At 46.9% G+C, this 23,803-nt stretch carries 34 protein-coding genes and 1 pseudogene; 13 read left to right on the forward strand and 22 right to left on the reverse strand.

The genetic code is table 11. The annotated features are described in order from the left end of the window. Positions 1 to 182 precede the first annotated feature (182 nt). Genes RS881_RS60690 through RS881_RS41940 form a run of 6 tightly spaced genes read left to right on the forward strand, consistent with a single transcriptional unit; the run spans position 183 to position 3,265 of the window. Positions 183 to 401 (forward strand): two-component regulator propeller domain-containing protein, encoded by a 219-nt coding sequence (locus tag RS881_RS60690; RefSeq protein WP_350340309.1) that lies wholly within the window; start codon positions 183 to 185, stop codon positions 399 to 401. A gap of 5 nt (positions 402 to 406) precedes the next feature. Next, entirely contained in the window at positions 407 to 682 is a 276-nt protein-coding gene (locus RS881_RS41925; protein WP_315816234.1) for a hypothetical protein, read from the forward strand. Next, complete coding sequence (locus RS881_RS41930) at positions 675 to 1,283, forward strand: ligand-binding sensor domain-containing protein (protein ID WP_315816235.1); 609 nt, start codon at positions 675 to 677, stop codon at positions 1,281 to 1,283. The genes RS881_RS41925 and RS881_RS41930 overlap by 8 nt, the downstream gene beginning before the upstream one ends. Next, entirely contained in the window at positions 1,228 to 2,286 is a 1,059-nt protein-coding gene (locus RS881_RS41935) for an ATP-binding protein (protein WP_315816236.1), read from the forward strand. The genes RS881_RS41930 and RS881_RS41935 overlap by 56 nt, the downstream gene beginning before the upstream one ends. 29 nt (positions 2,287 to 2,315) lie before the next feature. Further along, a complete protein-coding gene (locus RS881_RS60695; RefSeq protein WP_350340310.1) occupies positions 2,316 to 2,489 on the forward strand; it encodes a hypothetical protein in 174 nt (57 codons plus the stop codon). An 11-nt stretch (positions 2,490 to 2,500) separates the two neighbouring features. Further along, positions 2,501 to 3,265: a response regulator transcription factor gene (locus RS881_RS41940; RefSeq protein WP_315816237.1), complete on the forward strand. Its 765-nt coding sequence runs from the start codon at positions 2,501 to 2,503 to the stop codon at positions 3,263 to 3,265. A gap of 119 nt (positions 3,266 to 3,384) precedes the next feature. Here RS881_RS41940 and RS881_RS41945 read toward each other — a convergent pair whose 3' ends face one another. From RS881_RS41945 to RS881_RS42040, 20 genes are all read right to left on the reverse strand, one after another. After that, a complete protein-coding gene (locus RS881_RS41945) occupies positions 3,385 to 5,307 on the reverse strand; it encodes a T9SS type A sorting domain-containing protein (RefSeq protein WP_315816238.1) in 1,923 nt (640 codons plus the stop codon). Continuing rightward, the gene (locus RS881_RS41950) at positions 5,298 to 6,155 is read right to left on the reverse strand and encodes a hypothetical protein (RefSeq protein ID WP_315816239.1); all 858 of its coding nucleotides are present in this window, start codon (positions 6,153 to 6,155) and stop codon (positions 5,298 to 5,300) included. The genes RS881_RS41945 and RS881_RS41950 overlap by 10 nt, the downstream gene beginning before the upstream one ends. 28 nt (positions 6,156 to 6,183) lie before the next feature. Then, positions 6,184 to 6,477 (reverse strand): hypothetical protein, encoded by a 294-nt coding sequence (locus tag RS881_RS41955; protein WP_315816240.1) that lies wholly within the window; start codon positions 6,475 to 6,477, stop codon positions 6,184 to 6,186. Then, positions 6,459 to 7,103 carry a formyltransferase family protein gene (locus RS881_RS41960; protein WP_315816241.1) on the reverse strand — a complete coding sequence of 215 codons (645 nt, stop codon included), beginning with the start codon at positions 7,101 to 7,103 and terminating at the stop codon, positions 6,459 to 6,461. Before RS881_RS41960 ends, RS881_RS41955 begins: the two co-directional genes overlap by 19 nt. Beyond that, positions 7,094 to 7,936: a type 1 periplasmic-binding domain-containing protein gene (locus RS881_RS41965; protein ID WP_315816242.1), complete on the reverse strand. Its 843-nt coding sequence runs from the start codon at positions 7,934 to 7,936 to the stop codon at positions 7,094 to 7,096. Before RS881_RS41965 ends, RS881_RS41960 begins: the two co-directional genes overlap by 10 nt. 321 nt (positions 7,937 to 8,257) lie before the next feature. Further along, the gene (locus RS881_RS41970; RefSeq protein ID WP_315816243.1) at positions 8,258 to 8,803 is read right to left on the reverse strand and encodes a phage tail protein; all 546 of its coding nucleotides are present in this window, start codon (positions 8,801 to 8,803) and stop codon (positions 8,258 to 8,260) included. Positions 8,804 to 8,848: 45 nt separating this feature from the next. Beyond that, the gene (locus RS881_RS41975; RefSeq protein WP_315816244.1) at positions 8,849 to 9,400 is read right to left on the reverse strand and encodes a phage tail protein; all 552 of its coding nucleotides are present in this window, start codon (positions 9,398 to 9,400) and stop codon (positions 8,849 to 8,851) included. 33 nt (positions 9,401 to 9,433) lie between these two features. Further along, the gene (locus RS881_RS41980; RefSeq protein ID WP_315816245.1) at positions 9,434 to 9,976 is read right to left on the reverse strand and encodes a phage tail protein; all 543 of its coding nucleotides are present in this window, start codon (positions 9,974 to 9,976) and stop codon (positions 9,434 to 9,436) included. A gap of 481 nt (positions 9,977 to 10,457) precedes the next feature. Then, positions 10,458 to 10,853 (reverse strand): trypsin-like serine peptidase, encoded by a 396-nt coding sequence (locus RS881_RS41985; protein ID WP_315816246.1) that lies wholly within the window; start codon positions 10,851 to 10,853, stop codon positions 10,458 to 10,460. 23 nt (positions 10,854 to 10,876) lie between these two features. Then, complete coding sequence (locus RS881_RS41990; RefSeq protein WP_315816247.1) at positions 10,877 to 11,485, reverse strand: trypsin-like serine peptidase; 609 nt, start codon at positions 11,483 to 11,485, stop codon at positions 10,877 to 10,879. A gap of 61 nt (positions 11,486 to 11,546) precedes the next feature. After that, positions 11,547 to 14,513, reverse strand: coding sequence for an ATP-binding protein (locus RS881_RS41995; protein WP_315816248.1), 2,967 nt, complete (start codon positions 14,511 to 14,513; stop codon positions 11,547 to 11,549). Positions 14,514 to 14,524: 11 nt separating this feature from the next. Next, entirely contained in the window at positions 14,525 to 15,055 is a 531-nt protein-coding gene (locus RS881_RS42000; protein ID WP_315816249.1) for a S1 family peptidase, read from the reverse strand. A gap of 8 nt (positions 15,056 to 15,063) precedes the next feature. After that, positions 15,064 to 15,231, reverse strand: coding sequence for a hypothetical protein (locus RS881_RS42005; protein WP_315816250.1), 168 nt, complete (start codon positions 15,229 to 15,231; stop codon positions 15,064 to 15,066). Between the two features lie 81 nt (positions 15,232 to 15,312). Further along, on the reverse strand, positions 15,313 to 15,591 hold the full coding sequence (locus tag RS881_RS42010; protein ID WP_315816251.1) for a hypothetical protein: 279 nt from the start codon (positions 15,589 to 15,591) through the stop codon (positions 15,313 to 15,315). After that, entirely contained in the window at positions 15,591 to 16,415 is an 825-nt protein-coding gene (locus RS881_RS42015; protein WP_315816252.1) for an effector-associated domain EAD1-containing protein, read from the reverse strand. Before RS881_RS42015 ends, RS881_RS42010 begins: the two co-directional genes overlap by 1 nt. Positions 16,416 to 16,458: 43 nt before the next feature. After that, positions 16,459 to 17,076: a DNA/RNA non-specific endonuclease gene (locus tag RS881_RS42020; protein WP_315816253.1), complete on the reverse strand. Its 618-nt coding sequence runs from the start codon at positions 17,074 to 17,076 to the stop codon at positions 16,459 to 16,461. Then, complete coding sequence (locus tag RS881_RS42025) at positions 17,033 to 17,428, reverse strand: hypothetical protein (RefSeq protein ID WP_315816254.1); 396 nt, start codon at positions 17,426 to 17,428, stop codon at positions 17,033 to 17,035. Before RS881_RS42025 ends, RS881_RS42020 begins: the two co-directional genes overlap by 44 nt. A gap of 103 nt (positions 17,429 to 17,531) precedes the next feature. Then, positions 17,532 to 17,756 (reverse strand): trypsin-like serine peptidase, encoded by a 225-nt coding sequence (locus RS881_RS42030; protein ID WP_315816255.1) that lies wholly within the window; start codon positions 17,754 to 17,756, stop codon positions 17,532 to 17,534. Further along, positions 17,731 to 18,381 carry a trypsin-like serine peptidase gene (locus tag RS881_RS42035; RefSeq protein ID WP_315816256.1) on the reverse strand — a complete coding sequence of 217 codons (651 nt, stop codon included), beginning with the start codon at positions 18,379 to 18,381 and terminating at the stop codon, positions 17,731 to 17,733. The genes RS881_RS42030 and RS881_RS42035 overlap by 26 nt, the downstream gene beginning before the upstream one ends. Further along, positions 18,321 to 18,575, reverse strand: a complete 255-nt coding sequence (locus RS881_RS42040; protein ID WP_315816257.1) for a hypothetical protein — start codon at positions 18,573 to 18,575, stop codon at positions 18,321 to 18,323. The genes RS881_RS42035 and RS881_RS42040 overlap by 61 nt, the downstream gene beginning before the upstream one ends. 185 nt (positions 18,576 to 18,760) lie before the next feature. Between RS881_RS42040 and RS881_RS42045 the strand changes: the two genes are divergently transcribed. From RS881_RS42045 to RS881_RS42070, 6 genes and pseudogenes are all read left to right on the forward strand, one after another. Continuing rightward, entirely contained in the window at positions 18,761 to 19,003 is a 243-nt protein-coding gene (locus RS881_RS42045; protein WP_315816258.1) for a hypothetical protein, read from the forward strand. After that, a complete protein-coding gene (locus RS881_RS42050; protein WP_315816259.1) occupies positions 19,000 to 19,290 on the forward strand; it encodes a hypothetical protein in 291 nt (96 codons plus the stop codon). The genes RS881_RS42045 and RS881_RS42050 overlap by 4 nt, the downstream gene beginning before the upstream one ends. Before the next feature lie 53 nt (positions 19,291 to 19,343). Beyond that, a pseudogene (locus RS881_RS42055) lies at positions 19,344 to 20,037 on the forward strand (DUF2130 domain-containing protein). Between the two features lie 33 nt (positions 20,038 to 20,070). After that, complete coding sequence (locus tag RS881_RS42060; protein WP_315816260.1) at positions 20,071 to 20,538, forward strand: hypothetical protein; 468 nt, start codon at positions 20,071 to 20,073, stop codon at positions 20,536 to 20,538. Further along, positions 20,535 to 20,744 carry a hypothetical protein gene (locus tag RS881_RS42065; RefSeq protein ID WP_315816261.1) on the forward strand — a complete coding sequence of 70 codons (210 nt, stop codon included), beginning with the start codon at positions 20,535 to 20,537 and terminating at the stop codon, positions 20,742 to 20,744. The genes RS881_RS42060 and RS881_RS42065 overlap by 4 nt, the downstream gene beginning before the upstream one ends. Before the next feature lie 43 nt (positions 20,745 to 20,787). Then, positions 20,788 to 21,051, forward strand: coding sequence for a hypothetical protein (locus RS881_RS42070; RefSeq protein WP_315816262.1), 264 nt, complete (start codon positions 20,788 to 20,790; stop codon positions 21,049 to 21,051). Between the two features lie 173 nt (positions 21,052 to 21,224). Here RS881_RS42070 and RS881_RS42075 read toward each other — a convergent pair whose 3' ends face one another. Beyond that, entirely contained in the window at positions 21,225 to 21,773 is a 549-nt protein-coding gene (locus tag RS881_RS42075) for a 4'-phosphopantetheinyl transferase family protein (protein WP_315816263.1), read from the reverse strand. A gap of 158 nt (positions 21,774 to 21,931) precedes the next feature. On the opposite strand from RS881_RS42075, the gene dcd reads away from it, so the two are divergent. Further along, entirely contained in the window at positions 21,932 to 22,468 is a 537-nt protein-coding gene (gene dcd, locus RS881_RS42080) for a dCTP deaminase (RefSeq protein ID WP_315816264.1), read from the forward strand. 120 nt (positions 22,469 to 22,588) lie between these two features. Here dcd and RS881_RS42085 read toward each other — a convergent pair whose 3' ends face one another. Next, entirely contained in the window at positions 22,589 to 23,497 is a 909-nt protein-coding gene (locus tag RS881_RS42085; RefSeq protein ID WP_315816265.1) for a DUF3810 domain-containing protein, read from the reverse strand. Positions 23,498 to 23,803: the final 306 nt, after the last annotated feature.

The raw sequence follows: 23,803 nt of genomic DNA on the forward strand, positions 1-23,803 counted from the left end.
GCCAGCCGTACCTACAAGGATATCCTTACCTACAATGGCGATGGTACCGAAGTTTATGGCCGTGACTTTATCCATTACGGTGGTGATGAATACTGGATCGCCACAGAGTCGGGTATTTATATTTACAATATCCGGGACAATAGCTTTATCAACCTGCGTAAAAATACAATGACCCCTACTCCATTTCTGACAATGCAGTATATTCCCTCTGCAAGGACAAAGAAGGAGGAATATGGGCAGGCACTTATTTCGGAGGCGTCAACTATTACCCCCATCAATACACTTCCTTTCAAAAATTCTTTCCCGATAATACCCTTTCAACCCTTAGCGGCAATGCCGTCCGCGAGATCTGTGAAGACCAATATGGCCATCTTTGGATAGGCACCGAAGACGGGGATTGAATAAAATGGATCAGACTTCCGGAAAGATCACACATTACCTTCCCGGCGCCAATCGAACCAGTATTTCCTATTCCAATATTCATGGTATACTCGCAGTAGGTAAAGAATTGTGGATTGGCACCTTTGAACATGGGCTGGATGTAATGGATATTGCCACTGGTAAAGTGATCAGGCATTATTCAGGTGGTGGGGGTGCCTCATCTTTCCGGGGCAATTTTATACTCACTTTATTCCAAACCCGGGCAGGTGAGATACTGGCGGGCACCCCCTTGATTGTTTAAGTATGAAAAGAAAGGTGATCATTTTATACCTGTTCAGGAAGCCCCCGGTTATCTTTTTATCTATAGTATCCTGGAGGACCGGGATGGAACTATATGGCTGGGCACACTGGGCAGTGGCGTACACTATTACAATACAACCAGCGGAATACATGGGCAACTACTACATGATCCTCACAATGCCAACAGCCTACCCAGCAACCTGATCAATAATGTTTTTGAGGACAGCTACCATAACCTATGGTTTGCTACCGAAGGTGGTGGTTTATGCCTGTACAACCCTGCTGGTAAAACAGTAAAACGTTATACCACCCAGAATGGACTACCCAGTGATTTTGTGTTTAAAGTACTGGAGGATGGCAAGAAACATTTATGGATCAGTACTTCCCGGGGACTAACCTGTTTTAATCCTGTAACCGGCGCCATGAAAGTTTTTACCAAAGCCAATGGACTATTAAGTGATCAATTCAATTATAGTTCCGGGTACAAGGATAAGCAGGGCCGTATGTATTTTGGAAGCGTAAAAGGATTGATCAGCTTCAACCCGGATGAGTTTACCCAAAACAATTTTATCCCCCGTTTATATTACCGGCTTCCAGGTTAACAACAAAGAACTCAGCATCAGATCGCAAGGCTCGTCCCTTACCCAATCCATCCTGCAAACCGAACAAATTACTTTACAGCATACCCAGTCATCCTTCAGTATTGATTTCGCGGCCTTGGGTTACACTGCTCCCGAAATGACAGAATATGCCTATAAAATGGAAGGCCTGGATAAAGAATGGACACACCTCGCCACTAACCGAAAGGTATATTTTACCGGTCTCGCCCCAGGCACCTATCATTTCATGGTCAAGGCCGCCAATAACAGTGGCGCCTGGAATAGCCGCGTATTACAACTACAAATACGCATCCTGCCACCCTTTTGGGCCAGCATAGCAGCTTATCTCCTGTATACCCTGCTCGTGATCCTGATCGTACTTTACATCATCCGGCATTACCACCGCAGAACAGAAGAAAGGAACAAACGTAAGATGGAACTATTGGAGCATGAAAAAGAAAAAGAGTTGTACCAGGCCAAAATAGCGTTCTTTACCAATGTAGCCCATGAAATAAAAACACCCCTTACCTTAATCAAAGGCCCTTTGGAGAAAGTGATCAAAAGATCGGATGGCGCTCCTGAATGGCAGAGCAATCTCCGCATCATGGAGCGCAATACCGACCGGCTGATAGACCTTACCAATCAATTGCTCGATTTCAGGCAAACAGAAACCAAGGGCTTTAGCCTGACTTTTACCCCCATCAATATTTCCGAATTATTGGAAGAGATGTATGCCAATTTCAAAACCCTGGCCGAGGCACGCAATTTATCCTTCAACATGGACCTTCCGGCAGCTCCTTTAAATACCTTGGCCGACCTGGATGCACTGAATAAGATATTCAGCAACGTATTCAGTAATGCCATTAAATATGCGGGAACCAAAGTGCAGGTGCAGCTATTGCCTGTTGAACCAACTGATCAATACTTTACTATCGAAGTAGCCAATGACGGCTACCTCATTCCACAGGACATGAAGGAAAAATATTTGAACCTTTTTTCCGGTTAAAGGAAACAGAAAAGCAAAAGGGTACCGGTATTGGCCTGGCATTGGCCCGGTCGCTGACACAATTACATAAAGGCAACCTGTACCTGAAAGAACAGTCTAATGAATTGAACACTTTCGTGGTCAGCTTACCACTCACTGGCACCGGAAACAGTGCAGGTGCCGGGGAGCCCAATGACAACACTCAATTTTCAGTAACCCAATAACCTGCTATACCATGAGGCCCACCATACTGCTGGTTGATGACAATGAGGAGATCCTTGAATTCCTGGCCAATGAACTGGGAGAAGCTTATACTGTACTAACCGCTACCGATGGACAAGAAGCATTGTCCATACTATCCCAGGAAGCTGTACACCTGGTGATCAGCGATGTGATGATGCCGGTCATGGATGGCTTTGAGTTGTGCCGGCTGATCAAAACAAATTTCGATTTTAGCCATATCCCTGTTATCCTGCTCACTGCTAAAAATACCCTCCAATCAAAGATCGAAGGGCTGAAGCTGGGAGCCGATGCTTATATAGAAAAGCCTTTCTCACCCGAGCACCTGCAGGTACAGGTGGCCAACCTGCTCACCAACCGCAGTAAGATAAGGGAATACTTTGCCAACTCACCCCTGGTACATATCAAGAGTATGGCCTATTCCAGCGCCGATGAACAATTCCTGGAAAGCCTCAATGAAACCATTTGCCATCACCTGGAAGATACAGCATTGGATGTTGAAAAGCTGGCCAGGGTAATGAATATGAGCCGCCCCACATTATACCGTAAGATCAAGGCCATCTCCAACCTCACCCCCAATGAGCTGATCAATATTACCCGGTTGAAAAAAGCAGCGGAAATGCTGGCAGTTGGCCAGTATAAAATATACGAAGTGGCAGATATGGTAGGCTACAACTCACAGAATAATTTCGGCCGTAATTTCCTCAAACAATTTGGCATCACACCCACCGAGTACATGAGCATGAAAAAAGGTGAGTAAGAAACAAAATACGCAAAAAAGAATCCAGAAGGAGCAGGTAAGCCCTGCAACCATTCTGGATTCTAAATGCTATATTTTGTATCCTATATGCTGTCTCCTGTATTCAGTATTCCAACTCTTTACTCCTTCAGTATCCTCATCGTTTGCCCATTCATCAATTTCAGCGTATATACACCTGCATTGAGTTGATCCATATGTATTGTGGTCACACTTTGGGTTATTTGTATGCGTTGTACTTCCCTGCCCGTACCATCGTACAAGCGGGCTACCGTATTCAGCAACTCCTTATCCGTTACATTTAAGATAGCTGTTCGCTTAACCGGGTTGGGATACAGAGTTATCCATCCTTTCCGGTCACTCTTCAACAGCAATACCTTACTATAAGTAACACGGCCGTTGTGATCTGTTTGTTTGATCCGGTAATTGGCTTTTCCACTTAGTGCCTGTAACTCCTGGAAGCTGTATTCATTTTCGCCATCCCCTTTAGAGGAAATAGTTACAATGGAAGTATAAGGCTGACCATCAATGGATTTTTCTATGCTATAAGAAGCCACATCCTGCTCTTGTACCTTCCAACTGATAACAGGTTGACCCTGCTGGTTCAGCAAACCATTGACAGATACCCAGGAAACCGGCAATACCGCGAAAGAGCTTTGCATGAAGAAGCCACTGAAGCCAACTGCATTGAAGCTGATCTCCCAACGGCTAAGCGTAGCGTTCCAAACCACATCGCCATCTACAGGATCAATTATAGTACCAGCCCCAGCATAAGTAGCGGGCAATCCGGTAGCAGGGTTACTGCTCACGCCGCCATACCTGGTAAATCGCACATTGGCTTTGCCGGCAGCGTCACCAGGGCCTGTAGGCAATTTAGCCGGTGTATTGGGAGCACCATTGAAGGCAGTAAATTCAGCCTGCGTATAGTACAAGGTAATACGGCCAGTAGCTGTAGCAGCACCTGTAGCCGGTGCAATCTCATAGTGCCTGGCTACATACGGTGTGCCGCCAAACACGGGTACACCTGCTTCAAACCATACCCGCGCTGCCACCGTACCGCTTACCGGGTTGGCCCCATTGGGTACCACCGTAGTGATGAGCTTACAGGTGGCATCGTAAATATTATTATTAGAAGCAGACACCACAAAAGTAGTATTCGTGGTATTGGCTGTAGCCAGTGAAGTAGCTGGCATGGTGATGGTATAGTTCTTGGACACCGTTTGACCAATAGCATCTTTTACCGTAACGCTTGGCGTGGCCCCTACGCAGAGGCCGGAAGCTGTACCCGTAGTACTTGCACTGCCTACCCAGGTATAGGTAAGAGGTGCAACGCCACCCGAAGGGGTAACCGTAGCCGTACCATTACAACCCACATTACAGGTTACATCCGTTTGCGATTGAGTAGCTGTCAGCACCGGATCATTATACCTCGCTAATAATATATCGGCCGTGCCGCCTACAGCAGCCAACGGAGCCAAAGGAGCCAGCGTAATATTATTGCTATAGCTGCCGGCGATCCAGATGCTGCCGCTGGCGCCTGCAGTACAGGAAAAACCTACATTGCTTATCGTGTTTCCGGCAGGTCCTGCCCCTTGTGCCAGCAATTGACCATTGCCATCTGCGGCATTGATACGGGCCAGGAATATATCATCAGCAATATTAGTGTTGTTTAATGTAAACGCGGGAAGGTTAGTGGGAATATCAAATACACCCCGGAAAGTGCCTACTACAAAAATAGCACCTGTACCATTGGTCGTAATATCGTAGGCCCTATCGGAACCGCCAGTACTTCCTCCGGCCCCATTAGACCATACAAATAAATTGGTAGCGGGATTATACCGTACATACCAGGCATCAAAATTTCCTTCATTGGTAAGTGGCGTGTTAGTACCAAATTGAAGGGTAGCACTGTTATAATAACCTGCCGCCATGATATCCTGTGTAGATGGATCAAAAACACACGCCACACCATCATCAAGGCCGGTATTTCCCACGCCTATAGCATTGGTAAATGCACCTGTAGAAGCATTGAGCTTTAAAAACAAATATCCACCGAGCCGGCATTGTTGAGAACAAAGTTAGAGGCGGGTGTGGTAGTCGAATAAGTAGCAGTAGCACTATTATAACTACCCACTACTACGACTTCATTAGAGGCCGATACCCAGGCAATGCCACTTCCTTGCACATTATCTGTACTCTCAAATGCACCGCCAGTACTCACCCAGTTAAAGGCGCCTGTACCAGGGTTTAGTTGCGCTGCAAATAGATCGGTAGAACTACCTCCATTGGCTGTCTTCGCGCCCAGGGCTCCAAAAACAGCACCAGTAGGAAAAGTACCCGATGCATATACATTACCCGTGGCATCCAGGCAAAGCCCCTGCACAGTCTCCGAGCCGGTGCCATCAATCGTATTGATCCATAACCCCTGACCATTGGCAGCATTCAATTTGGCAATAAAACCGGTAATGCCCGTTTTGGTAATCGTGGGTATAGGTGCAATCGTGATATCACCATTGAAGGTACCACCCGCATATACCGTAGTGCCGGCAGCATCTACAGTAATAGACGTCACAGCGTCATTACCTCCTCCAGAGCCGCTTATACCAATAGACCAAACACAAACTCCAGACGTATTGAATTTTGCGATAAAACCTTCATTCGGGGCAATGGCGGGCAAAGGCCCTGTGCCAAAATCAATAGCCCCGGTATAAATACCGGCCATATACACATTACCGGCAGCATCAGTTGCTGTGGCCAATCCTCTTTCCTGGCCAGGAGTAACAGTACCCCAGCCATTCCGGAAGCCCCAGGTCTGCGCCTGCAAACTTCCCGGCAAATGCATTAAAATAACAATCAACAATAATGGAATTACAGTAAGTATTTTATGTCTCATTTGGATGGTTTTACATTTTTATTCTTATTCAGGAAAGGCAATGTCCTTCCTGTAGTCCAAAGGCTGCTAGTTTATGACCGGGATAAAACCCCTCTTCACAGTACACCACTTCGGCCCTGATGGCTTGTCCCCCTTTACAGGCAATGGTCAGACCTTCCCGGGCATTGATCGAAATAACAGTGCCGGGTGGTTTACCATCACCGGCAAATGCTACAACAGTAGCATGACTGATGCCAAATAGCCAGTCATTCCACCGCGTTGCTGCTCCTTTATTCCAGGGATTGCAGGCATTCACCAGGGCATTTACTTCGCCCGCATCCATGATGGCCCAGTTAATAAACAGGTCGGCGGGTGAAGGCCTGTTATACCACCTGGCCCTGGAATGGTCCTGTTCTTTTTCTGCAAAGTGCCCGTAAGCAATCCATTCAACAGCATACCGGTAACATGCACGCCCGCATAGGCCAATTGTGTATAGAAAAGCCCAAAGTTCACATCAGGCGTCAGTGGCACAGGTTGTTGTAACAACACCGGGCCTGCATCGTACGTTTCATTCATTTCATGTACCGTAACAGCGCCCGTCGTTTCCTGATTACGGATCATCCAAAACAATGGATTAGCCCCTCTCCATTCCGGCAGGGGCGCATAATGAAAATTAATGAAGCCATAGCGGGGCAACCGTATTACCTCAGCAGGGATCAGGAAGGGAAAGGTTTTGACCAACACCACATCTGGTACGTATTGGCCAATCCATTGCTGCAATTCGGCGCCCATGCTTTTCTTATGAAACTCCTGAAGCAATACATTTACCTGCTTACATCGCCCTTCAATAAGTGTACGGATCGCATGATTCCCAAATGGAACGCCCACAGCCACCACAAGCCCTGTAGCCAACAACTGGTCCAATGCCGGCAAAGCGATCCTGTCATTACAAAGTATAGCTATACGCATAGGTTAAATACATAAATAATTGTTCCTCCAACCCGAGCCTGATTCAGGTCTATCGTTCTGCACCTGGGCATGATCATCAGCCAATACCGCAATCGTTTCCGGTATTTGCAAGGCGCATTACCTCCTTCACCAACAACGATCTCGCCCTTATACAAAGGCGCATAGGTGTGCTGGGTAACCGGGTGGATGGTAACGGTGCCCCGTGGACTGTTATAAGCAAAGCCCTTGAGCGAGTTTATACCAGCCTGTACTACTTGCTGCGAAACAATGCCAGCTTCCCAGCCCAGTAAATGAAAGATATTGGCAGCCTTGTTTTTCTCCCGGCGTATCGTTTCTTTGAATATCGTTTGCTCTTCTCCCTGCAGGCTGGTACCCCAGGGCACAATAGCATGGAAAGTACCACCCGGAAAATCACATTGGGAGAGCAGTATTTCTTCAGCCATATAAGGTGAACAATAAAAAGGCAAAGCAATGGCCGATGGTTCTTTCTCTTTCAGCGCTTTAATAAACAAGTTGGCCAGGTAACTGCTGAAACAGGCTGCCACCGATTGCGCACCTGAATGATGAAGCAGTTCCATATACATGTCAATATTGAATTCTGCTTCCTTGTATCCGCTTACGTAGTTGCCACAAATCAACCCACCGGCAGCTTCCAGTCCGCGCGTATACCCCCAGGGGCCGCGATAACCACCATCATAAAAGAGGTAGCCATCAATACCTTCCGGTTTTGATGGCCTGCCATAAAACCTGCCAGGCGGCAGGCATGTATACCCTGTAGGAAATATAATAACAATTAGGGTGAGGGGCCATTTCCGGCAATTGCATACCGGCATCTAAAAATATAAATGGTTTGCCTGATATACCTGCCAAATTATAGAGGGGCTCGGCATTGGCAGCGCTACAATAAGCAATGACCACATCAACATTGTCCTGTAATACTAACTTTTCAGCCTTGGCATAATTCAGGTCATGATCTTCACCATACCCAATATTTTCTGTAAGGAACCGGGCATCCTCTTGCCCGGTTCCTTTTAAGTTATATCGAAGTCCATCCAGGATATCAAATCCCAGAGCGGGATAATCAGTAGACCGGGGTAACAAAAGTCCCGCAACAAGCGACATATAAGCAGTTTAAAAAATGAATAGTGATTCCCTTAGTTTCTCGCAGGAAATACACCCTGCAAACAAACCAGGTAATTAAGGGCCATTACCGGATGCAGGATAGAAAAAGGTGTAGAACCTCCTGGTGAATTTCCTGTTACAATTGTGCCAGGATAAGTTTTCATAGCACCTGTAATACCGCCCGAATAAAGCTGCTCGCCTGTGATCGGTGTGGCATACACCCCGGCAGTAGGCAAATTGCTATCCGGTGTAGTATTGGCACCCGGTGTGATCTTCATAATAACCGGGTGACTATGGCCGGGCATAGTGGACAAGGTCATTGTATTGGTTTCAGTACCTCCTACCTGACCCAATGAATAAGAACTTAAACCTGGTCCCTGACCAGCACCTACAACAGCCCTTCCCCGCAAGTCGGGGAGGCCAAAGGTTGTTTGACCATTACCACCATAGGTTGTTCCAAGAATGGAGAACAAAGCTGTATTTTGAGCAATGGCCATTATTTGCCCTTGACATAATGCCCAGCTCCGTGGAGCAAAATTGCCGGCAAAGCCGGTTACATAACCAATAACTCCGTCCATAATTATATGCTTTAAAGAATGTTAGTTAAATGTTGTATCAAAGACTTAGTTGCGTGATGGGAAAATACCTTCTTTCGAAATGATATAATTCATCGCCAGGTAAGGCGATAAAATAGGCATGGGAGTACTGCCCCCGGTAGAAGGTGTAACGGCATTACAGGTAGATATACCCATCACCGACCCTGAGCTCGCAGTATTGTAAACAACAGCCGCCAATTGTGCCGACACTGCATTGATCGGACTGGCTACCGTTCCTACCGCACTATTGGCTTGTGGTTTACCCGTGGCACTCACAAAAGGGTGCGTATGATTAGGCAGGTTACTAAGTAATAAAGTTACGTTCTCTGTACCAGCCGCCTGGCCAAGGACGTACGTTGGCCTGCCAGGCGCTTGTCCGGCATGAACGGCTACACGACTACGAAGATCGGGCAAAGCAAAAGTCTGAACCCCATCGCCTCCATAGGTAGTTCCTATTAATGAAAAAAGCGCCGTATTCTCTGCAATAGACATTAATTGCCCCTGGCAAAAAGCCCATCCACGGGGAGCAAAATTGCCGGCAAATATGGTAACGTTTGATAAGTATTGATCCACAAACATGATTAAAAATTGTAAGGGTGATAGATAGTGAGCTTAATTACGGCTGGGGTAAATGCCCTGTAAGCAAATGATATGATTAATAACCAGGTAAGGCATTAACACCGAAAATGGTTGCGTGCCGCCAACCGCTGATACAGTACCCGCATAAGCAGGCTCCAGCATATTCACACTGGCTGTCGGATTAGGCGCATAAGCCCCCGCAAAATTGCCCGGGTAATTATTCTCAACATTCGATTCACCGGATGATACACCATCGCCCTGCAGGTAATAATTGGTATTCCCCGCATGCGCATGGATAGGCATATTATTAATGACTAACGTAGTACTCTCATTCCCTACCTGTTGCCCTAAAGTGTAGCCCGACAAGCCAGGTCCATTTCCCTGGCTTACCACAGAACGGCCACGAAGGTCCGGCAACGCAAAATTTGTAGTTCCATTCCCTCCATAGGTTGTCCCTAACAGGGAAAATAAGGCCTGGTTTTGAGCAATAGGCAGTAGTTGCCCATTGCAATAAGCCCAGCCTTTGGGTGCAAAATCTGCAGCCCAGCAGGTAACAACTGCCATAGTTCCTTGCATAATTGAATGTTTAGGTTTTATATAATGACAAAGAAGATCAATGCTAAAAAAGCATGCACTTTTTAACAACGACAATCAGGTGCTAAACAGAATCAATAACCAGTTAGGGAATCCGGAAAGGCTAAAAGGGTACAAGCTGCTTAGCCAACGGCATGGGTTAGTGGTAGTTGCTTCAGAATGGAGTCAGTGTGTTACCTGGTAAGGATTAAATAAGTAGCGATTCAAATAAGCCTTATAAAAATAGGCAAATTTGATAATATACTGCAACGCGTATTTTTTTGACAAGCCTACAAAAAAACATACGTACTTGTCAGTAAGTAATTATATCTCAACCTATTCAGTTAATAAAACAGGCAGTACAGATCTATATTTTATTGATCTCAGTAAAAAGATTAAGTAATACTACGTTTCAAAAATTATAGCTATGCCCGAAAAAGGTCAACCTATGGCAGCTACCGTTTGCAACAGGGCGTATGACTTGTTAAGCAATGACAACTCCTTGTTGTTGTAAGGCTGTCAAGATTCGGGCAATACGGATACCCTCATTCTTTTTCACCGGAGAACGGCCTGGTATCTGCTGTGGCCTCCCACCCGCATGGTGCAACGCAATTAATTTCCCATCACCATTAAATACAGGGGCGCCGGATGATCCCTCCTGTGTGTCGGTCAGGTAATGCACTACCCGGTCGGTAAAATCGGCCACCTGGTTACGCACAAAACCAATTCGTTTACTTTGTCCTTCAGGATGTTGTATGATGTAAGCAGGCGTATGCAATTCAGGATCAACCGCATCCGACAACTTTATGATGGGCCAGCCAGCATCCATAGCCGCCGTAACCGTTATAACGGCCCAGTCATCATTTTTATCAGATACCACATTATCATGCCGGCAGGACAACCTTACCGTATTCTTAAATCCCCCTGGCCATCGTCTTCATGCCCAAATTCGGCTGTAATGCTCGTGGCACCCATTCCCTGCTCATCATGTACCACATGCCAATTGGTTAGCAATAAGTTATTGCCTATGCGAAAACCCGTTCCATGTTTTATCAGGCCATTAAAGTCGATCAACAGGTGGCAAACAGCCGGCGCCAGTTGCTGCAGTAATTGCAAACTACCGATAAGCGCTGGTATCCGGCCAACCTGGAGCGTAAGGTCATCGTAATATAATAAGGCCTCCGGCCTTGTTACCAGGTCCGTACTATTAATGAAATTGGTGGAACCATCCTTGTTTCGTGGAAGCTGCGCCATGATGATGGGCGTTTCCTGGGCCAGTAAGGCAGTAAAAAAGGGCAGCGAAGGATGTTCCTGGTGCAGAAAGCCGGCAGCCGTTTCCACCACCTTACGCAAGCGTTGCTCGCTGGATGCCATTTCCAATATTTGCTTCCACAGATAATAAGGCGCTTGCCCCGTATTCAGCTTATACCTTTTCAAACCAGCCTGCTGTGCAATATCCAGGGCCTCCTCATTGGTAATAAAGAGCTCGGATAGCAACCGGCGCAGTTCCACCCCTGGGGATCATCGAACGGATATACCAGGGGGCAAAGATATCTATCATGGACCTTTTCTTTTACCATTCAAAATCTGCAGGCAATCCCAATTGCAAACGGCATAACTCCTCCAGCGGATCGGGACCCAATATCAGTAAAGCGAGCGGACCAGACTCCGGCGGCATTTCACGGATCACTCCCAGGGGCAACCGTTTTTTGGGCTGCCCGCCCGGTACAGTCTCCACGATCTTTCCCCTTAGCGTCTGTAAGTTATCAACATAAGATCCAGCCTGGTCGGCTATTAATACATCAATTGCCAATTTCAACGCGTCATCCGAAACCGGCAACCGGGCTGACAGCATGTCTTTATTACGTGGATTGATAACCGTAGCAATAAACCGGTCGGTACCCGCCATTTTAAAACGGGAAAACTCCAATTGTTCACCCCTGAGGGCCGCAAAAGCGTTGACCAGGGCAAGGGGCGCCCATTCATTGGGCGTCTTACTTTCCATTAAATAATCCGTAGCCTGTGCCAGGTACAGGTCATTGGTGGCCAACATCCACTTTTTGAGTCCCGCAAGCGCCAGGCTGATGATCAATTGTTGATGGCCCTCCGGAAGCGGGTCTTCTTTCGTTAATTTCTGCATCCGCTCCTCCAGCATGCTCCGCCAATAGGATTCCGCCTCAGCTACATTTGCATTGGGTGGTAGTATTTCATATTTATAACCGGTACTCCTCGTTCTTTTCCGGTTCAGCAAACTTTTAAACTCCTGCAAACCTGAAGGACCATAGGGAACATCCAGTAAGGCCGTAAAGGATTCCTGCTTTACTGAAATATTCGTCAACTGATCACAAAGTACCGACATGACGACATCAGCAGGAACCAGGAAGCGATGAATATTTCGTTTGATCCATTCGCCTTGTTCATTGCCGTTTTCATTCATCAACGAATACAGGGTCATCTCTTGTTTAAAAAGCACTTGCAACCTGATACGGGCCGCACGCAACAACAAAACGGGCAAAGACAAATCACCCACTTTTTCAGGCAGTATGGACTCTAATAGTAAAAGACAATCCTCTGTTGCCGGCATATTTCCTTGTTTTCTTGCAAGGAGCGCTTTCAACGCTGTTCTTTGCAGCCGTATGGGCAAGGTTAGAGTGGAGTTGCCATCAAGCAGTTGATACGCATCCCCCAATTGGTCCTTTTTCATCAGTACCAGTGCATCATATACCAATAGTGGGCTTTTGGCACTGCGCTGTCCCTGCTCTTGCAGTATATCAGGTACAATCCTTTCCAATCCTCTTAGCATCGCATCTTTAATACGCCCCAGGGCATCCAATTCCCAGGATTCCGTATTTAACTGGCCACCGGCATTGACAGGCAGCGTTGTTTCTAATTTTGTTTTTAACCAGGCTTTGGCAGCGATGGCTCCTTCCACAAAATCGGGTTCCGCATCTGCAAGCAATAGCCGGCAGTCTTCCTGCCACAAAGCCTCCGCATTCATAATGTCACCCAAATGCAGGTAATGATAGATCAATTCAGCCCGGTTGCTGGCGATCGATTGATCCTGCCCAGTATACCAGTCAATAGCTTTCTGGTGAATGCCCTTCACATGATCCGCATTCTCTAATTCCAACAACTTCAAGGTGGCAGACCGTACTTCCGACCTTAAGTGCAGTTCTCCGCTTTCAGCCGGCAACGCAATCGAAGCTCCCGGGTCCGCTTCATTTACCAGTCCCATCTCACGCATCAAGCCTTCAAATACTTCTGCAGGTTCTTTGCCTTCCGGTATGCTGCCCGCAAATACCTTTTCCAGCATCAGCAGCGTTACTTTCCTCACCACCAACAGGTCTTTCGCCAGCGGATGCAATAAGGGGTCTATTACCCTGTCCAGTATGCGTTGATACAAGTAGCCTTCTATCATCGATTCGGGCAAGGTTTTGGGCAGGTCAAATACATTGCCTCCTTTTTCTACCAGCCTGGCCGCCAGCCTCAATATGAGGGGTACCCCTTTCGATATCCTGTATACTTCAGCAATGACAGTCTCATCCGTGATCTGATGTGCACGGAGCCAGCCCGCCGAGGCTGCTGCATCCATTCCTTTTAATGGAAGTGGCACCGCTTTGCGGCCCATCAATTGTAAGGACTTGACGGGCGCCCTGCCGCTTACGATCACTTTCAGTTCGGGCAATTGCTGCATCAGGCGTTCCAACACCTGCCAAATTTCATTGTATCGCTTGGTATGCTGTGCTACTTCAAATCCATCCAGTACCATCAACAAGCCAGGATCAGACGGAGACAACACCCCGGCAATCGCTTCACCCAATCGTACAGCCTGTTGCTCCCAACCCCCTTCTTTCGGAATGACATTTTTATACCCTTCTAATTGTACATAAGCCTGTTGGTCTATAACAGCCAACACCGACTCCCCATCATCGGGCGAAAGATCGGCCCGGTCAAAATCAAGCCAGAAAAACACCGTCGCTGGTGGCTGATCCAGTATGAATTTTGAAATAAGCGATGATTTACCTACTCCACCAATGCCCGTGATCAGCAAGGGGCCTTGTTCTTTTTCCCCATACCATTTTTGCATCGTGGTCAACTCTTCCTGCCGGCCACTGAAGTCAGGCCCGGCCACCATGCTCAACCGGCTTCGCATTCGGCGTTGTTCCAGCGAAAGCTGAATGGCAGCAGGCGTTGGCAATCCCGTGATGGCATTATCAAACCAGGGTACTGCCTGTAGCCAATAGGGCAATTCCGCTTCTGCAATAGCCTCCAGCGCATACGGCGGTCCTTCCAGTATCCCTTCAATTACTTTTTCACGGATCATAGTGGATGCCGATGGCACCTCCTCTTTGGGAATTGAATGCCAGGTAGTACGTAATACCTCCAAAGAACCAGTTGCCGATAAAAGTTGTTGCCTTTCCTCCAGCTTCATAGCCCATTTTTTAGGATGGCCATCTATTACAAAAGGTTTAAGCTCCTTTTGCTCTCCTTCATTCAGTGTAGAAGGATCTATATACCATTGTAAGGCTGCTTGTAGCAATACAGGAGATACTATGGGTTGAATACTTTTTTAACACCGCGTGGTGGCATCGACGGTACAGATTCCAGTTCTGCTGCAGGCAGCACCGCTTCCTGAATAGTCAACATGGCCAGTTGGTGGTAATTGGCTATTTCAAACCACTCGTCCTTATATGTTTTTAACTGGGTAAACAGCGATTCCAGCGAGACCCCATGATTAGACCTTGTACCTGTATTTACCCATTGTCCTTCGTTATCGCTATAAATGCTTCCTAAATGCATGCACAATACCTGGCCCTTGGCATTGATAACGGGAGCTCCACTCGCTCCCAGATTAGTATCCGCACTATATTGAACCAATTCGCCTAGGCGCAACAAATGCCCTGCTGCAATCTTCAGCTTACTAGCTCCCTCCGTATACTGGAGTACAAAAACGCCTTCCCCTTCCTGCAAGCTATCCATACATAGATGCATCGCCCTTCCCAGATAAGCCTGCGGCATCCGGTACAAAGCAAAATCACGCTCTTTATTGCCGGGTAATGCCACCGCATTAATCAACTGCACATGAATGGTTACATCTGTTTTTCACTGTCATCAGCAAATCGGCAGGCAAAACGACAAGGAAGCTCCCCATTCTGCCAATTGGCATTCCAAGGCGCTACCAACAACTCATCTGTGATCAGCCAGCCCGTAGAAATGCTTACTACATGATCTTCTTCAATCGTTTGCAGAAATACCACCCCCTGGCCGCTTTCTGCAAAGCATCCATGAACTGGTAAAAATCATAAATACTATTGGCGCCAGTGATCATATCGTATTAACTAAAGGGTTTTGAGTAATTGACTGGTAGCATCTTTGATCCGTTCCAGGCGCGGTTTATCGTTATCCTCAGGCCCGGGATTATTGGCCTTCGTGATCACATCAACCGCCGCTTTTGTTACATCACCCGGCAATACATGTTTTTTATTGGCATGACACCATCGCTGTATCTGGTCTTCAATATGCGTTTCTATAATATCCGATTCCTGCAACATTTCTTCTCTCAGGTACTCCTGGTACCAACTCGTAGGCAATTTGCCCGATGGATAATTAATGAGCATCAGTTTAAAATGCTTTCGGAAAGCCAGTCCTGACATTTGCGCCACAAACTGATCGAAAAATCCCTGATCTCAGGATCCATGATCGAATTCGTTTTCCGTACCTCTTCTGGTGTGCCTCCTGTTTCAATAAAACCAAGGTCATCAATGGCCACCCAGATATGTTTGTTATTGGCCACTGCTGTATCACGCAGCCGGCGACATGCTTTCGCATACCAACCCGACGCAGTCGTATCCCCATCAGGTATCGCTTTCACATCGCCTGCCGTAGCAAACAGCTCTTCCAATACATCTCTCAATTCTACTATTATAAAGCGATAGAGATAAACCACCTCAGCACCCCGCTGTGTAGCCATTAACTCAAACAAATGCCTGCTATACGATTTACCACTCTTCGGTCCACCCTTGATCAACAACACTTTTACCGGATCATTCTCAGTGGCCAGCAATTCCAGGTTTCGCCTTAGATCCGCCCGGTCAAGAATAACCAGGTTAATATTGATGACGCTGGCATCAACGGCCGATACCGCATTTTGTACCAGTTGTATCACATCCATTACCTGCTGAACAGGATTATCCGCCAACAATACTTCAGTAAGTTTCTTTAATTTATTTTTCGTAGATAACTTATTCAATACCTCTTTCCAGAGATCGCCAGAGGGTTGCGCCGGGTTGATGGTAGGTAATTCAGTAACATATACCCCGCAGCTTTTATAAAATGTATCTATATCACCTGTCTGCTGATAAGCCTGGCACAACACCGTATAAAAGCGCAGTGCTTCATCCAGGTGCCAGGGATAAACCAATGAATCAAAAACAGGGTGCATAGTACAGCCGCTACAACGGTGTTTGGTGAATGGATAATGAATGCTAAAACCTTACCTGACTTTTATCAGTCAACGGCCGTATAGGGTCGCCAACAGCTTCATCATTCATGGGATCAAGTCCTGACAGGTTGCCGAATGATAAGCCCGTCTTCTTTTCAATCGAAGCGATCGAGACCTGTGCCGTACCAAACTCGCCAAATACAAATTCCTGGTCGGGTATATGTTCTTCCTGCGACATCATATAACCGGTGGCAGTAAGTTTGTCCGTTTCATCATGCACAAATACAATGATCTTCCAGAATTGCTCAGGTATCTTAACGCCAAATTGCACTTTATCATTGGGCCGCAATACCGGACCTGTAAAGACCGATATACGCATTTTATCTTCCCGGGCATGTGCCAAGGCATAATCTTCCAAAGCCAGCCATACCGGTGCATTAAAACTTTGCATTTGCGGTACCGTATTCGTTACACACATTGAATCGGCATTGCCTTGTAATGCTTCTTCCTCACGACCCCAAACCGGGTCTTCCCGGCGTGTCATGTGTCCACGGCTGTATTTAGGCGCATTGCCATAACATTCTTTCATGACCTGGGCCTCCTGAGGTATACGCGGATCAAAACGCCAGGGGCACGGGCTGCCTTTTGGATCGCGCACCATTGATGTTCACGGCACTGAACAGGCAAACCCGGCGACTACGGCTCATTACCACCGAAAAATGCTGGTACCTCAACACCTGTTCAGCAGCCCCATCTACATCATAAGTAAGGATATCCTTCTTCCGCTTATCACTTATTACCTGGGGCAAAGGTACATGGAAGTCTTCGCCCAGGAAATCGGCATCATACCCCTTACGGTCGGCATAATCCTCCGCACGCCCTTCCGTGAAAAATTCATCCGACTCAGGTTCGGGCGCTACCGGCGTAGCTGCTCCGGTAGTCGTATTGCCCACCACACCCGTAATAGTACCATTGCCACCCAGGGAAACAGTGATTTGTAAGGGGATAGTCACCGTATAAGCGCCCCTTGTATGCTTACCCCAGGTACTACTGGTGCCGGCGCCGGCGTTGCCCCATTATTGCCTGGAGTTGGCTTTTCCACCGGCGATACCGGTACTACCGTCTTTTATTCTTTACAGTATCCAGTTTCTGCGCCAACAGTGCTGTAGGTACCGCATAATTGGATTGAAGAAAACGGCCGGCAAAATGCAAGCCTACCGCATTACCCGTATTCAGGTCAATAACAGCACTGCCCGAACAGCCTCCCAGTGTAGAGCAGTTGTGGAATATCCGGGTGGGTGTAACATTCGTGATCTTACCCGGCGCCAGCCTTTTTACCAAACACATTGCCAAAGATCTTTTCCATCAATTCCACATCCGGCATCCGGCTGTCCTTGGCCGGATAACCGATCACCGCCACATCACTTTGATCAGTTGCTGGCTTCCCTGCCAACACAATATGCCTGGGCATATCATCGCCAAATGGCTCCACTGTTAAAAATGCCATATCAGGCCCAGGCTCTGGTTCTATGTATAATATCTTCTTAAGTTTATACATTCTCGTTTCCGGGTTATTGTATTCCTGCAACACATCAATAGAAGCGCTCATTGCTTTGCCATCATCACCCTGACGGAAGGTAAAACCAGCACCACTATTGCGGCCAAACAATTCGGCCACATGCCGGTTGGTTACTACCGTATCCTTATCAATCAACCAGCCCGTACCGCACCAATCCAAAGAAGGATGATTTTGCAATTCAATACGGCCAATGGCAGGTATAGACAGCGATAATTGTTGTTTTGCATTCAATAAACGATCCCTCCACACTTCACTTTCAGCTTCTTCAAATACCAGTTCCGTTTCATTGTTCCTGATGATCAGTACCGGCCTGCCCACCCGCAGTATCACCGCCTCCTTGCCATAATCTTCCTCAAAAGATTCCTGATCACCCTGATGACTCGCCATCCCCTCATAATATTGATCCCCTCCTCTTCCCAGGCTGCACTGGAACCCCTGTCCTGCAATTCCTGGCCCAGGAGATTGTCCTGGTTGGCTATCTGCGAAAGCAAGCCTTTCAATTTTTCCTGAGTAGTTGCCATAAACAATGTTTTTAACTGGTTAAACCGATGGCAGATACCGGCTTCCCGCCCTGTATCCACATTTTGAAGCAGTATTTCAGGAAAGTTATTCTACCTGCCCAACTTCAGAAACCGTATAAACACGCTTTTTTGCGAAATAGGCCCCGCTTTCCGGCCGGGAGAACAACCAGGTCAAATATGCTCATCCTTTCCACCCCCTGCCCCTGCCACTCCCTTTTTAATTAACTTGCGCCAAAATACAGGGAATGGCGACGGATATTAAATGTCCAAAATGCGGGCATCAGTTTGATATTGAGGATGCTGTATCGGAAGAATACAAGAAGGAGCTACGCGAACAGATGGTGGCCTATAAAAAGCAGGTCATGGAAGAATCCGCCAAAAAGAACGCGACCAGACCGAGCTCCTGGCCAGGAAAGAAAGAGAATACCAGCAGCAGACCCAGGCCGCGGCCAACGCCTATACCCAAAAGCTGCAGGAAGAGAAAGTGAAATTGCAGCAATCCCTGGAAACCAACCTCCGCAAAAGCATCAGTGCCGATTATGAGAACCAGGTCAACTTACTCACCCAAAATAATAAGGACAACGAAGAAAAACTGAAACTGGCCAGACAGAAAGAGCTGGAGTTCCTCCAAAAGAACAATCGCTCCAAACCAGGGAAGCTGAACTGGAACTGTCTGTTCAACGCAAATTACAGGAAGAAAGAACCAAACTATCAGACGAGATCCGCAAACTGGAGGAAGCCAAAACCGCCAGTAAGGACATGGAACACCAGCTAAAGCAACGCGAACTGGAAAAACAACTGGAAGACCAGCGAAAGCTGATAGAAGAAATGAAACGCAAGGCCGAGCAAGGCTCCATGCAATTGCAGGGTGAGATACAGGAACTGGCCCTGGAAGAAATGTTGAAAGCCGCTTTTCCCTTTGATATGATCAGTGAGGTAGGAAAAGGAATCCGGGGGCAGACTGTATCCAAACCATCCGCAACCAGTTTGGACAGGAATGTGGACGCATTATTTATGAAAGTAAACGCACCAAACATTTCGATAAATCGTGGATAGAAAAGCTGAAGGCCGATATGCGCAGTACGACAGCCGATGTAGCGGTGATTGTAAGTCAGGCCATGCCCGAGCAACTAACCAAATTTGGCCAGGTAGAAGGCATTTGGGTATGTTCTTTTGGCGAAGTGGCCGCCCTGGCCTATGTGCTGCGGGATGGCATCATTAAAGTATCCAATGCCAACCGCTCACAGGAAAACCGGGGCGAAAAATGCACCTGCTATACGATTACCTCACCAGCAATGAGTTTGGCGAACAGTGGAAAGCCATCCGCGAAGGATTCCAATCCATGAAAACTTCCATACAAAAGGAAAGGGATGCCATGGAAAAACTGTGGAAAGCAAGAGAAAAGCAATTGGAAAAAGTATTGTTGAATGCCGCCCATATCAAGGGCTCTATTGAAGGCATTGCCGGCAGTGAAAATATTCAATTGAATCTACTGGATGAAGCCGATTTATTGGAAGATTAACCGTAAACTTGCGCCCAATTCCAAGGCGCTGATATGAAATATACACTGACCCTTCTCCTTTTGTTAAATGCTTTATTGGCTGCTGCCCAAAACTATAAGTACCCACCCCGCAATGAAGTGAACAAAGACAGTTCCCTGAAGGTATTTGTGGATACCCTGAAAAACATAGTAACCCGGAAGGATGCCGCCGCCTTGCTGAAACAATTGAGCCCGGCTGTGAAAGTAGCGTCTAATGGAGCTACCAATGGCATCAAGGGGTTTAAGGAAATATATGCACCCCAGTTTCCCGCCTCACAGATATGGAAGAACCTGCAGGACGTAATTAGCCTGGGAGGCGTATTCAAAGCTAATACAGCCGATGGATTTATTTTCCCTTATGCAGCACAGCGCGATAGTAAGAACAAATATTGCGATGAGTGCGGCCATTGTATCACCATCATTGCACCCGACGTACACGTACGCAAAAAGACGACCGCTTATCTCCCTCCGTTGGTCAATTGAATTATGATGTGGTAAAGATCATAGATGAGCCTGTTTCCAAAGTAAAGGGAGGCAACTCCGACAACTGGGTATATATCCAAACCTTTGATGGCAAAATAACCGGCTGGGTACGTAATGACCTGACCTGGGATATCTGCGATTACCGCCTGCAGCTGGAGAAGAAAAAGGGCAAATGGCAGATCGCCGCCTTCCTGGCAGGTGATTAACCCCTTTTGCTTCTGAAAATCAAATCATTAGTACATTCGAATTATGAAAGTCACTATGATGGTTGACAAAAAGAAGTACTATACGTTGGATGATGTTCGTATCCTGGGAACACAGAAAAAGAAATCTATCCTTGCTCATAAAAATCAGGAATATAAAACGGGAGAAATTTTTCACAAAGCCCGCATAGCCTCTACTAGCACGCAAATGAAGCAGGTTCCTGGAATTCTCAATAAAGATGTGACTACAAAATATACTGCTTGCTGTTGGGACAGCCTGCCCAACAGCAAATCAACATCAATTACTTAATGCACTAGCTTTTGAAGGGTATTATTTGCACCTTCAGGTGCTACAGCTTTGTAGAACCACGTTCAGCGTTCAATGCGGCACCGTAGGTGACGCTACAATGGTTGTGCGCCTACAGCGCACAATATGCTATGAATACGTTTTCCACAAAGCGGAGCCCCTAATGGGGCTAAATTTTAAGTCACCACCCAGGCCAGCCCCAGTTGGTCAAAAAGACGGGCTGTAACCGTCATGGGAACCACTGTATTTTTGCGGAACTCAAAAGGCATCGTAATCCATTCATTGCTACCAGAAACAATGGGCCCGCAAAGCCGCATATGCTCTTTAAAGTCTACCAACCCTTCTCCATGCCATTTATAAATGGCTTCTTTGGCACTCCACAACAAAGTGGTTAGTTCCAGGTGCATTTGTGGCAAGGCCTCCCAATCTTCCAGGAACAGCGCTTCGGCGGGATGCAGAAATTTCTCCGCAATCTTGCGCAAACGGGGCGTCACAAACTCAATGTCCACCCCCACCCGTTGGGTGTCGCTAACAATGGCCGCAGCAAAATTGCCACAATGAGAAATGGAAAAATGGTACTGCTCATTTTCCAAAAAGGGCTTGCGTGTATCCGCTACCAGTATTTCTGATAGGGGGAAATCGTCAAACAAAGCAGGCAGCAGGTACCGGCCCGCCAGGTGCTGCAAACGCTTGTAGGGATGCGATACATCCCGCTTGAGCGGCACTTTTTCCAGAAAAACGATTCCGCTTCTTCTATACGCCAGATCCCCAGTTTTGTATGCTCGTTGATATTATGTTGATAAAACAGCCCCACTGTATAATTTTAGCATTTACTTTCGCTGCTTGAGCTAAATTCGCCTCAAATATAAAATAAGCATACCACATGATCTTGTCGGATACCCGCATATTGGAAGAAATAGAGAAAAGAACCATTAAGATTGAGCCTTATGACAGGGAATGCCTGGGCAGTAACTCCTACGATGTGCATTTGGGTAAAGTACTGGCCACCTACCGTGAACATATCCTGGATGCCAAAAAACACAATACCATCGAATCTTTCGAGATCCCCGAAGAAGGATTTGTACTATATCCACACGTCTTTTATTTAGGCGTTACCCTGGAATATACCGAAACCCATGCCCATGTACCCTTCCTGGAAGGAAAGTCCTCTACAGGCCGCCTGGGTATCGATATCCACGCTACTGCCGGCAAAGGCGATGTTGGCTTCTGCGGAAACTGGACCCTCGAAATATCCGTCAAACAACCCGTAAAAGTATATGCCGGTATGCCCGTAGGGCAGTTGATCTATTTCCCTGTAGATGGTGAAATTGAAGTGAAATACAACCAGAAACAAAATGCCAAATACAGCGGCCAACCCAACAGGCCCGTTGAAAGTATGATGTGGAAGAACAAGTTTTAATTTGAGAATTTGAGAATGTGTTAATTTGAAAATGAACTAATAGACTAAATGTAGTTAAGAGACAGGTAGGCATCCTCACTTAAGCCCATTTTCAAATTTTCAAATCAGCACATTACCACATTATATCGCTTCTGCACCATATTTTTTATAGTAAGCAATCAGCCAGGCGATCACCTCATTATAACTTAGTTTACCCGACGGTTGTTGATTGGCCTTCAGGTATTGCCCGTACAGTTTATCAATGACCGCCTCCACCGGGTTACGGTGCCTGAGTAAAAACTCTTTTAACTCCGCATAGTCCTTTTTTACCCCTGGCGGCAATTGCGTCGTAAACCGCTTGGCCAGTACCGAATCCTGCCGGTACAGGTAATACCAGGAATACGAATACAAGTCAAAATATACCGAATAACGGAAAGCTGCATCTGCCGATGATTTGCTGGCCAGGTAGCCCGCAAAATTCGCCTCATTCTCCTTGGCATAGCCCAACTGATGGCCTATTTCATGACAGGTAGTAAACGGCAATACAAATACCGGCATCGTGGTGTTAACCTGCGCTTCGCCACTAAAAGGATTGTAATACCCCGAAAAGCCGAGGTAATTACCCAGGTAACTGTACAAGGATGGTTTTACTGACCTGAAAGAATAACCCAGGCCGCTTTGGTGCAGCGATAAACTATCATAGGCAGCTACCGCCCCTTTGAATAAGGTTCTTTTCCTCAGCAAGGAAGCCCGATGCACACGCCCCGTTGAATCCAGCGTATACAAGCGGTCCGTTATCGTATGCATTACCGACAACAGGTCTTCTTTCGTATATTTCTCTACCTCCAACCCCAATTCGGCAGCAATGCCATGACGGTTATAATTCAACCCCCACAAGGCATTGAACGACACATAGACCCAAAGAAAGATAACCAGGAACAAACGCCCGCCACCCAGCCAGTAAGCCCGGTTGGTTTGCTTTCGGAAAAGTCGTTTTATCAGGTCCACCAGTTTATACAACAGGAATATAATGGCTACCCCATAGAACAAGTCGCCAATGCTAAAAGGTATCCAACCAAAAGTGCCCGTTGGATGGCCGAGGTATACACGTACAATCCATGCGTATAATATCGCTCTACCGCATCGGGGAAAAGGGAGAAAACTTTAATGAGGATGGCCGCTGCTATTAATAGAACCAGTGTCTTATTTTTCTTCCACATACCCTTTAAAAGTAATTAAAATCTTTAATCAGAGGTGACACCTTTCCCCTGCACGGCGAACGAAAGGTGTCACCTCTTCAAACCCTAACAGCTCAAAGAACCGCTTTCGGGTCCAAACGAAAAGCTTATTTTGCAA

Source organism: Paraflavitalea speifideaquila, assembly GCF_032395985.1.
In the GTDB taxonomy this organism is placed as follows: Bacteria; Bacteroidota; Bacteroidia; order Chitinophagales; family Chitinophagaceae; genus Paraflavitalea; species Paraflavitalea speifideaquila.

What these genes read in the sequence shown, in the direction of transcription:
- RS881_RS42060 (WP_315816260.1), top strand. Translation starts at nt 20,071, where the DNA reads ATGAAATATACACTGACCCTTCTCCTTTTGTTAAATGCTTTATTGGCT.
- RS881_RS41975 (WP_315816244.1), bottom strand. Translation starts at nt 9,400, where the DNA reads ATGTTTGTGGATCAATACTTATCAAACGTTACCATATTTGCCGGCAAT.
- RS881_RS41940 (WP_315816237.1), top strand. Translation starts at nt 2,501, where the DNA reads ATGAGGCCCACCATACTGCTGGTTGATGACAATGAGGAGATCCTTGAA.
- RS881_RS42015 (WP_315816252.1), bottom strand. Translation starts at nt 16,415, where the DNA reads ATGCACCCTGTTTTTGATTCATTGGTTTATCCCTGGCACCTGGATGAA.
- RS881_RS41955 (WP_315816240.1), bottom strand. Translation starts at nt 6,477, where the DNA reads ATGGATGCGGGCGAAGTAAATGCCCTGGTGAATGCCTGCAATCCCTGG.
- RS881_RS41960 (WP_315816241.1), bottom strand. Translation starts at nt 7,103, where the DNA reads ATGCGTATAGCTATACTTTGTAATGACAGGATCGCTTTGCCGGCATTG.
- RS881_RS41965 (WP_315816242.1), bottom strand. Translation starts at nt 7,936, where the DNA reads ATGCCGGTATGCAATTGCCGGAAATGGCCCCTCACCCTAATTGTTATT.
- RS881_RS41980 (WP_315816245.1), bottom strand. Translation starts at nt 9,976, where the DNA reads ATGCAAGGAACTATGGCAGTTGTTACCTGCTGGGCTGCAGATTTTGCA.
- RS881_RS42020 (WP_315816253.1), bottom strand. Translation starts at nt 17,076, where the DNA reads ATGGTGCGCGATCCAAAAGGCAGCCCGTGCCCCTGGCGTTTTGATCCG.
- RS881_RS42010 (WP_315816251.1), bottom strand. Translation starts at nt 15,591, where the DNA reads ATGCTCATTAATTATCCATCGGGCAAATTGCCTACGAGTTGGTACCAG.
- RS881_RS42045 (WP_315816258.1), top strand. Translation starts at nt 18,761, where the DNA reads ATGGCGACGGATATTAAATGTCCAAAATGCGGGCATCAGTTTGATATT.
- RS881_RS42035 (WP_315816256.1), bottom strand. Translation starts at nt 18,381, where the DNA reads ATGGCGAGTCATCAGGGTGATCAGGAATCTTTTGAGGAAGATTATGGC.
- RS881_RS42070 (WP_315816262.1), top strand. Translation starts at nt 20,788, where the DNA reads ATGAAAGTCACTATGATGGTTGACAAAAAGAAGTACTATACGTTGGAT.
- RS881_RS41925 (WP_315816234.1), top strand. Translation starts at nt 407, where the DNA reads ATGGATCAGACTTCCGGAAAGATCACACATTACCTTCCCGGCGCCAAT.
- dcd (WP_315816264.1), top strand. Translation starts at nt 21,932, where the DNA reads ATGATCTTGTCGGATACCCGCATATTGGAAGAAATAGAGAAAAGAACC.
- RS881_RS41950 (WP_315816239.1), bottom strand. Translation starts at nt 6,155, where the DNA reads ATGAGACATAAAATACTTACTGTAATTCCATTATTGTTGATTGTTATT.
- RS881_RS41935 (WP_315816236.1), top strand. Translation starts at nt 1,228, where the DNA reads ATGAGTTTACCCAAAACAATTTTATCCCCCGTTTATATTACCGGCTTC.
- RS881_RS41970 (WP_315816243.1), bottom strand. Translation starts at nt 8,803, where the DNA reads ATGGACGGAGTTATTGGTTATGTAACCGGCTTTGCCGGCAATTTTGCT.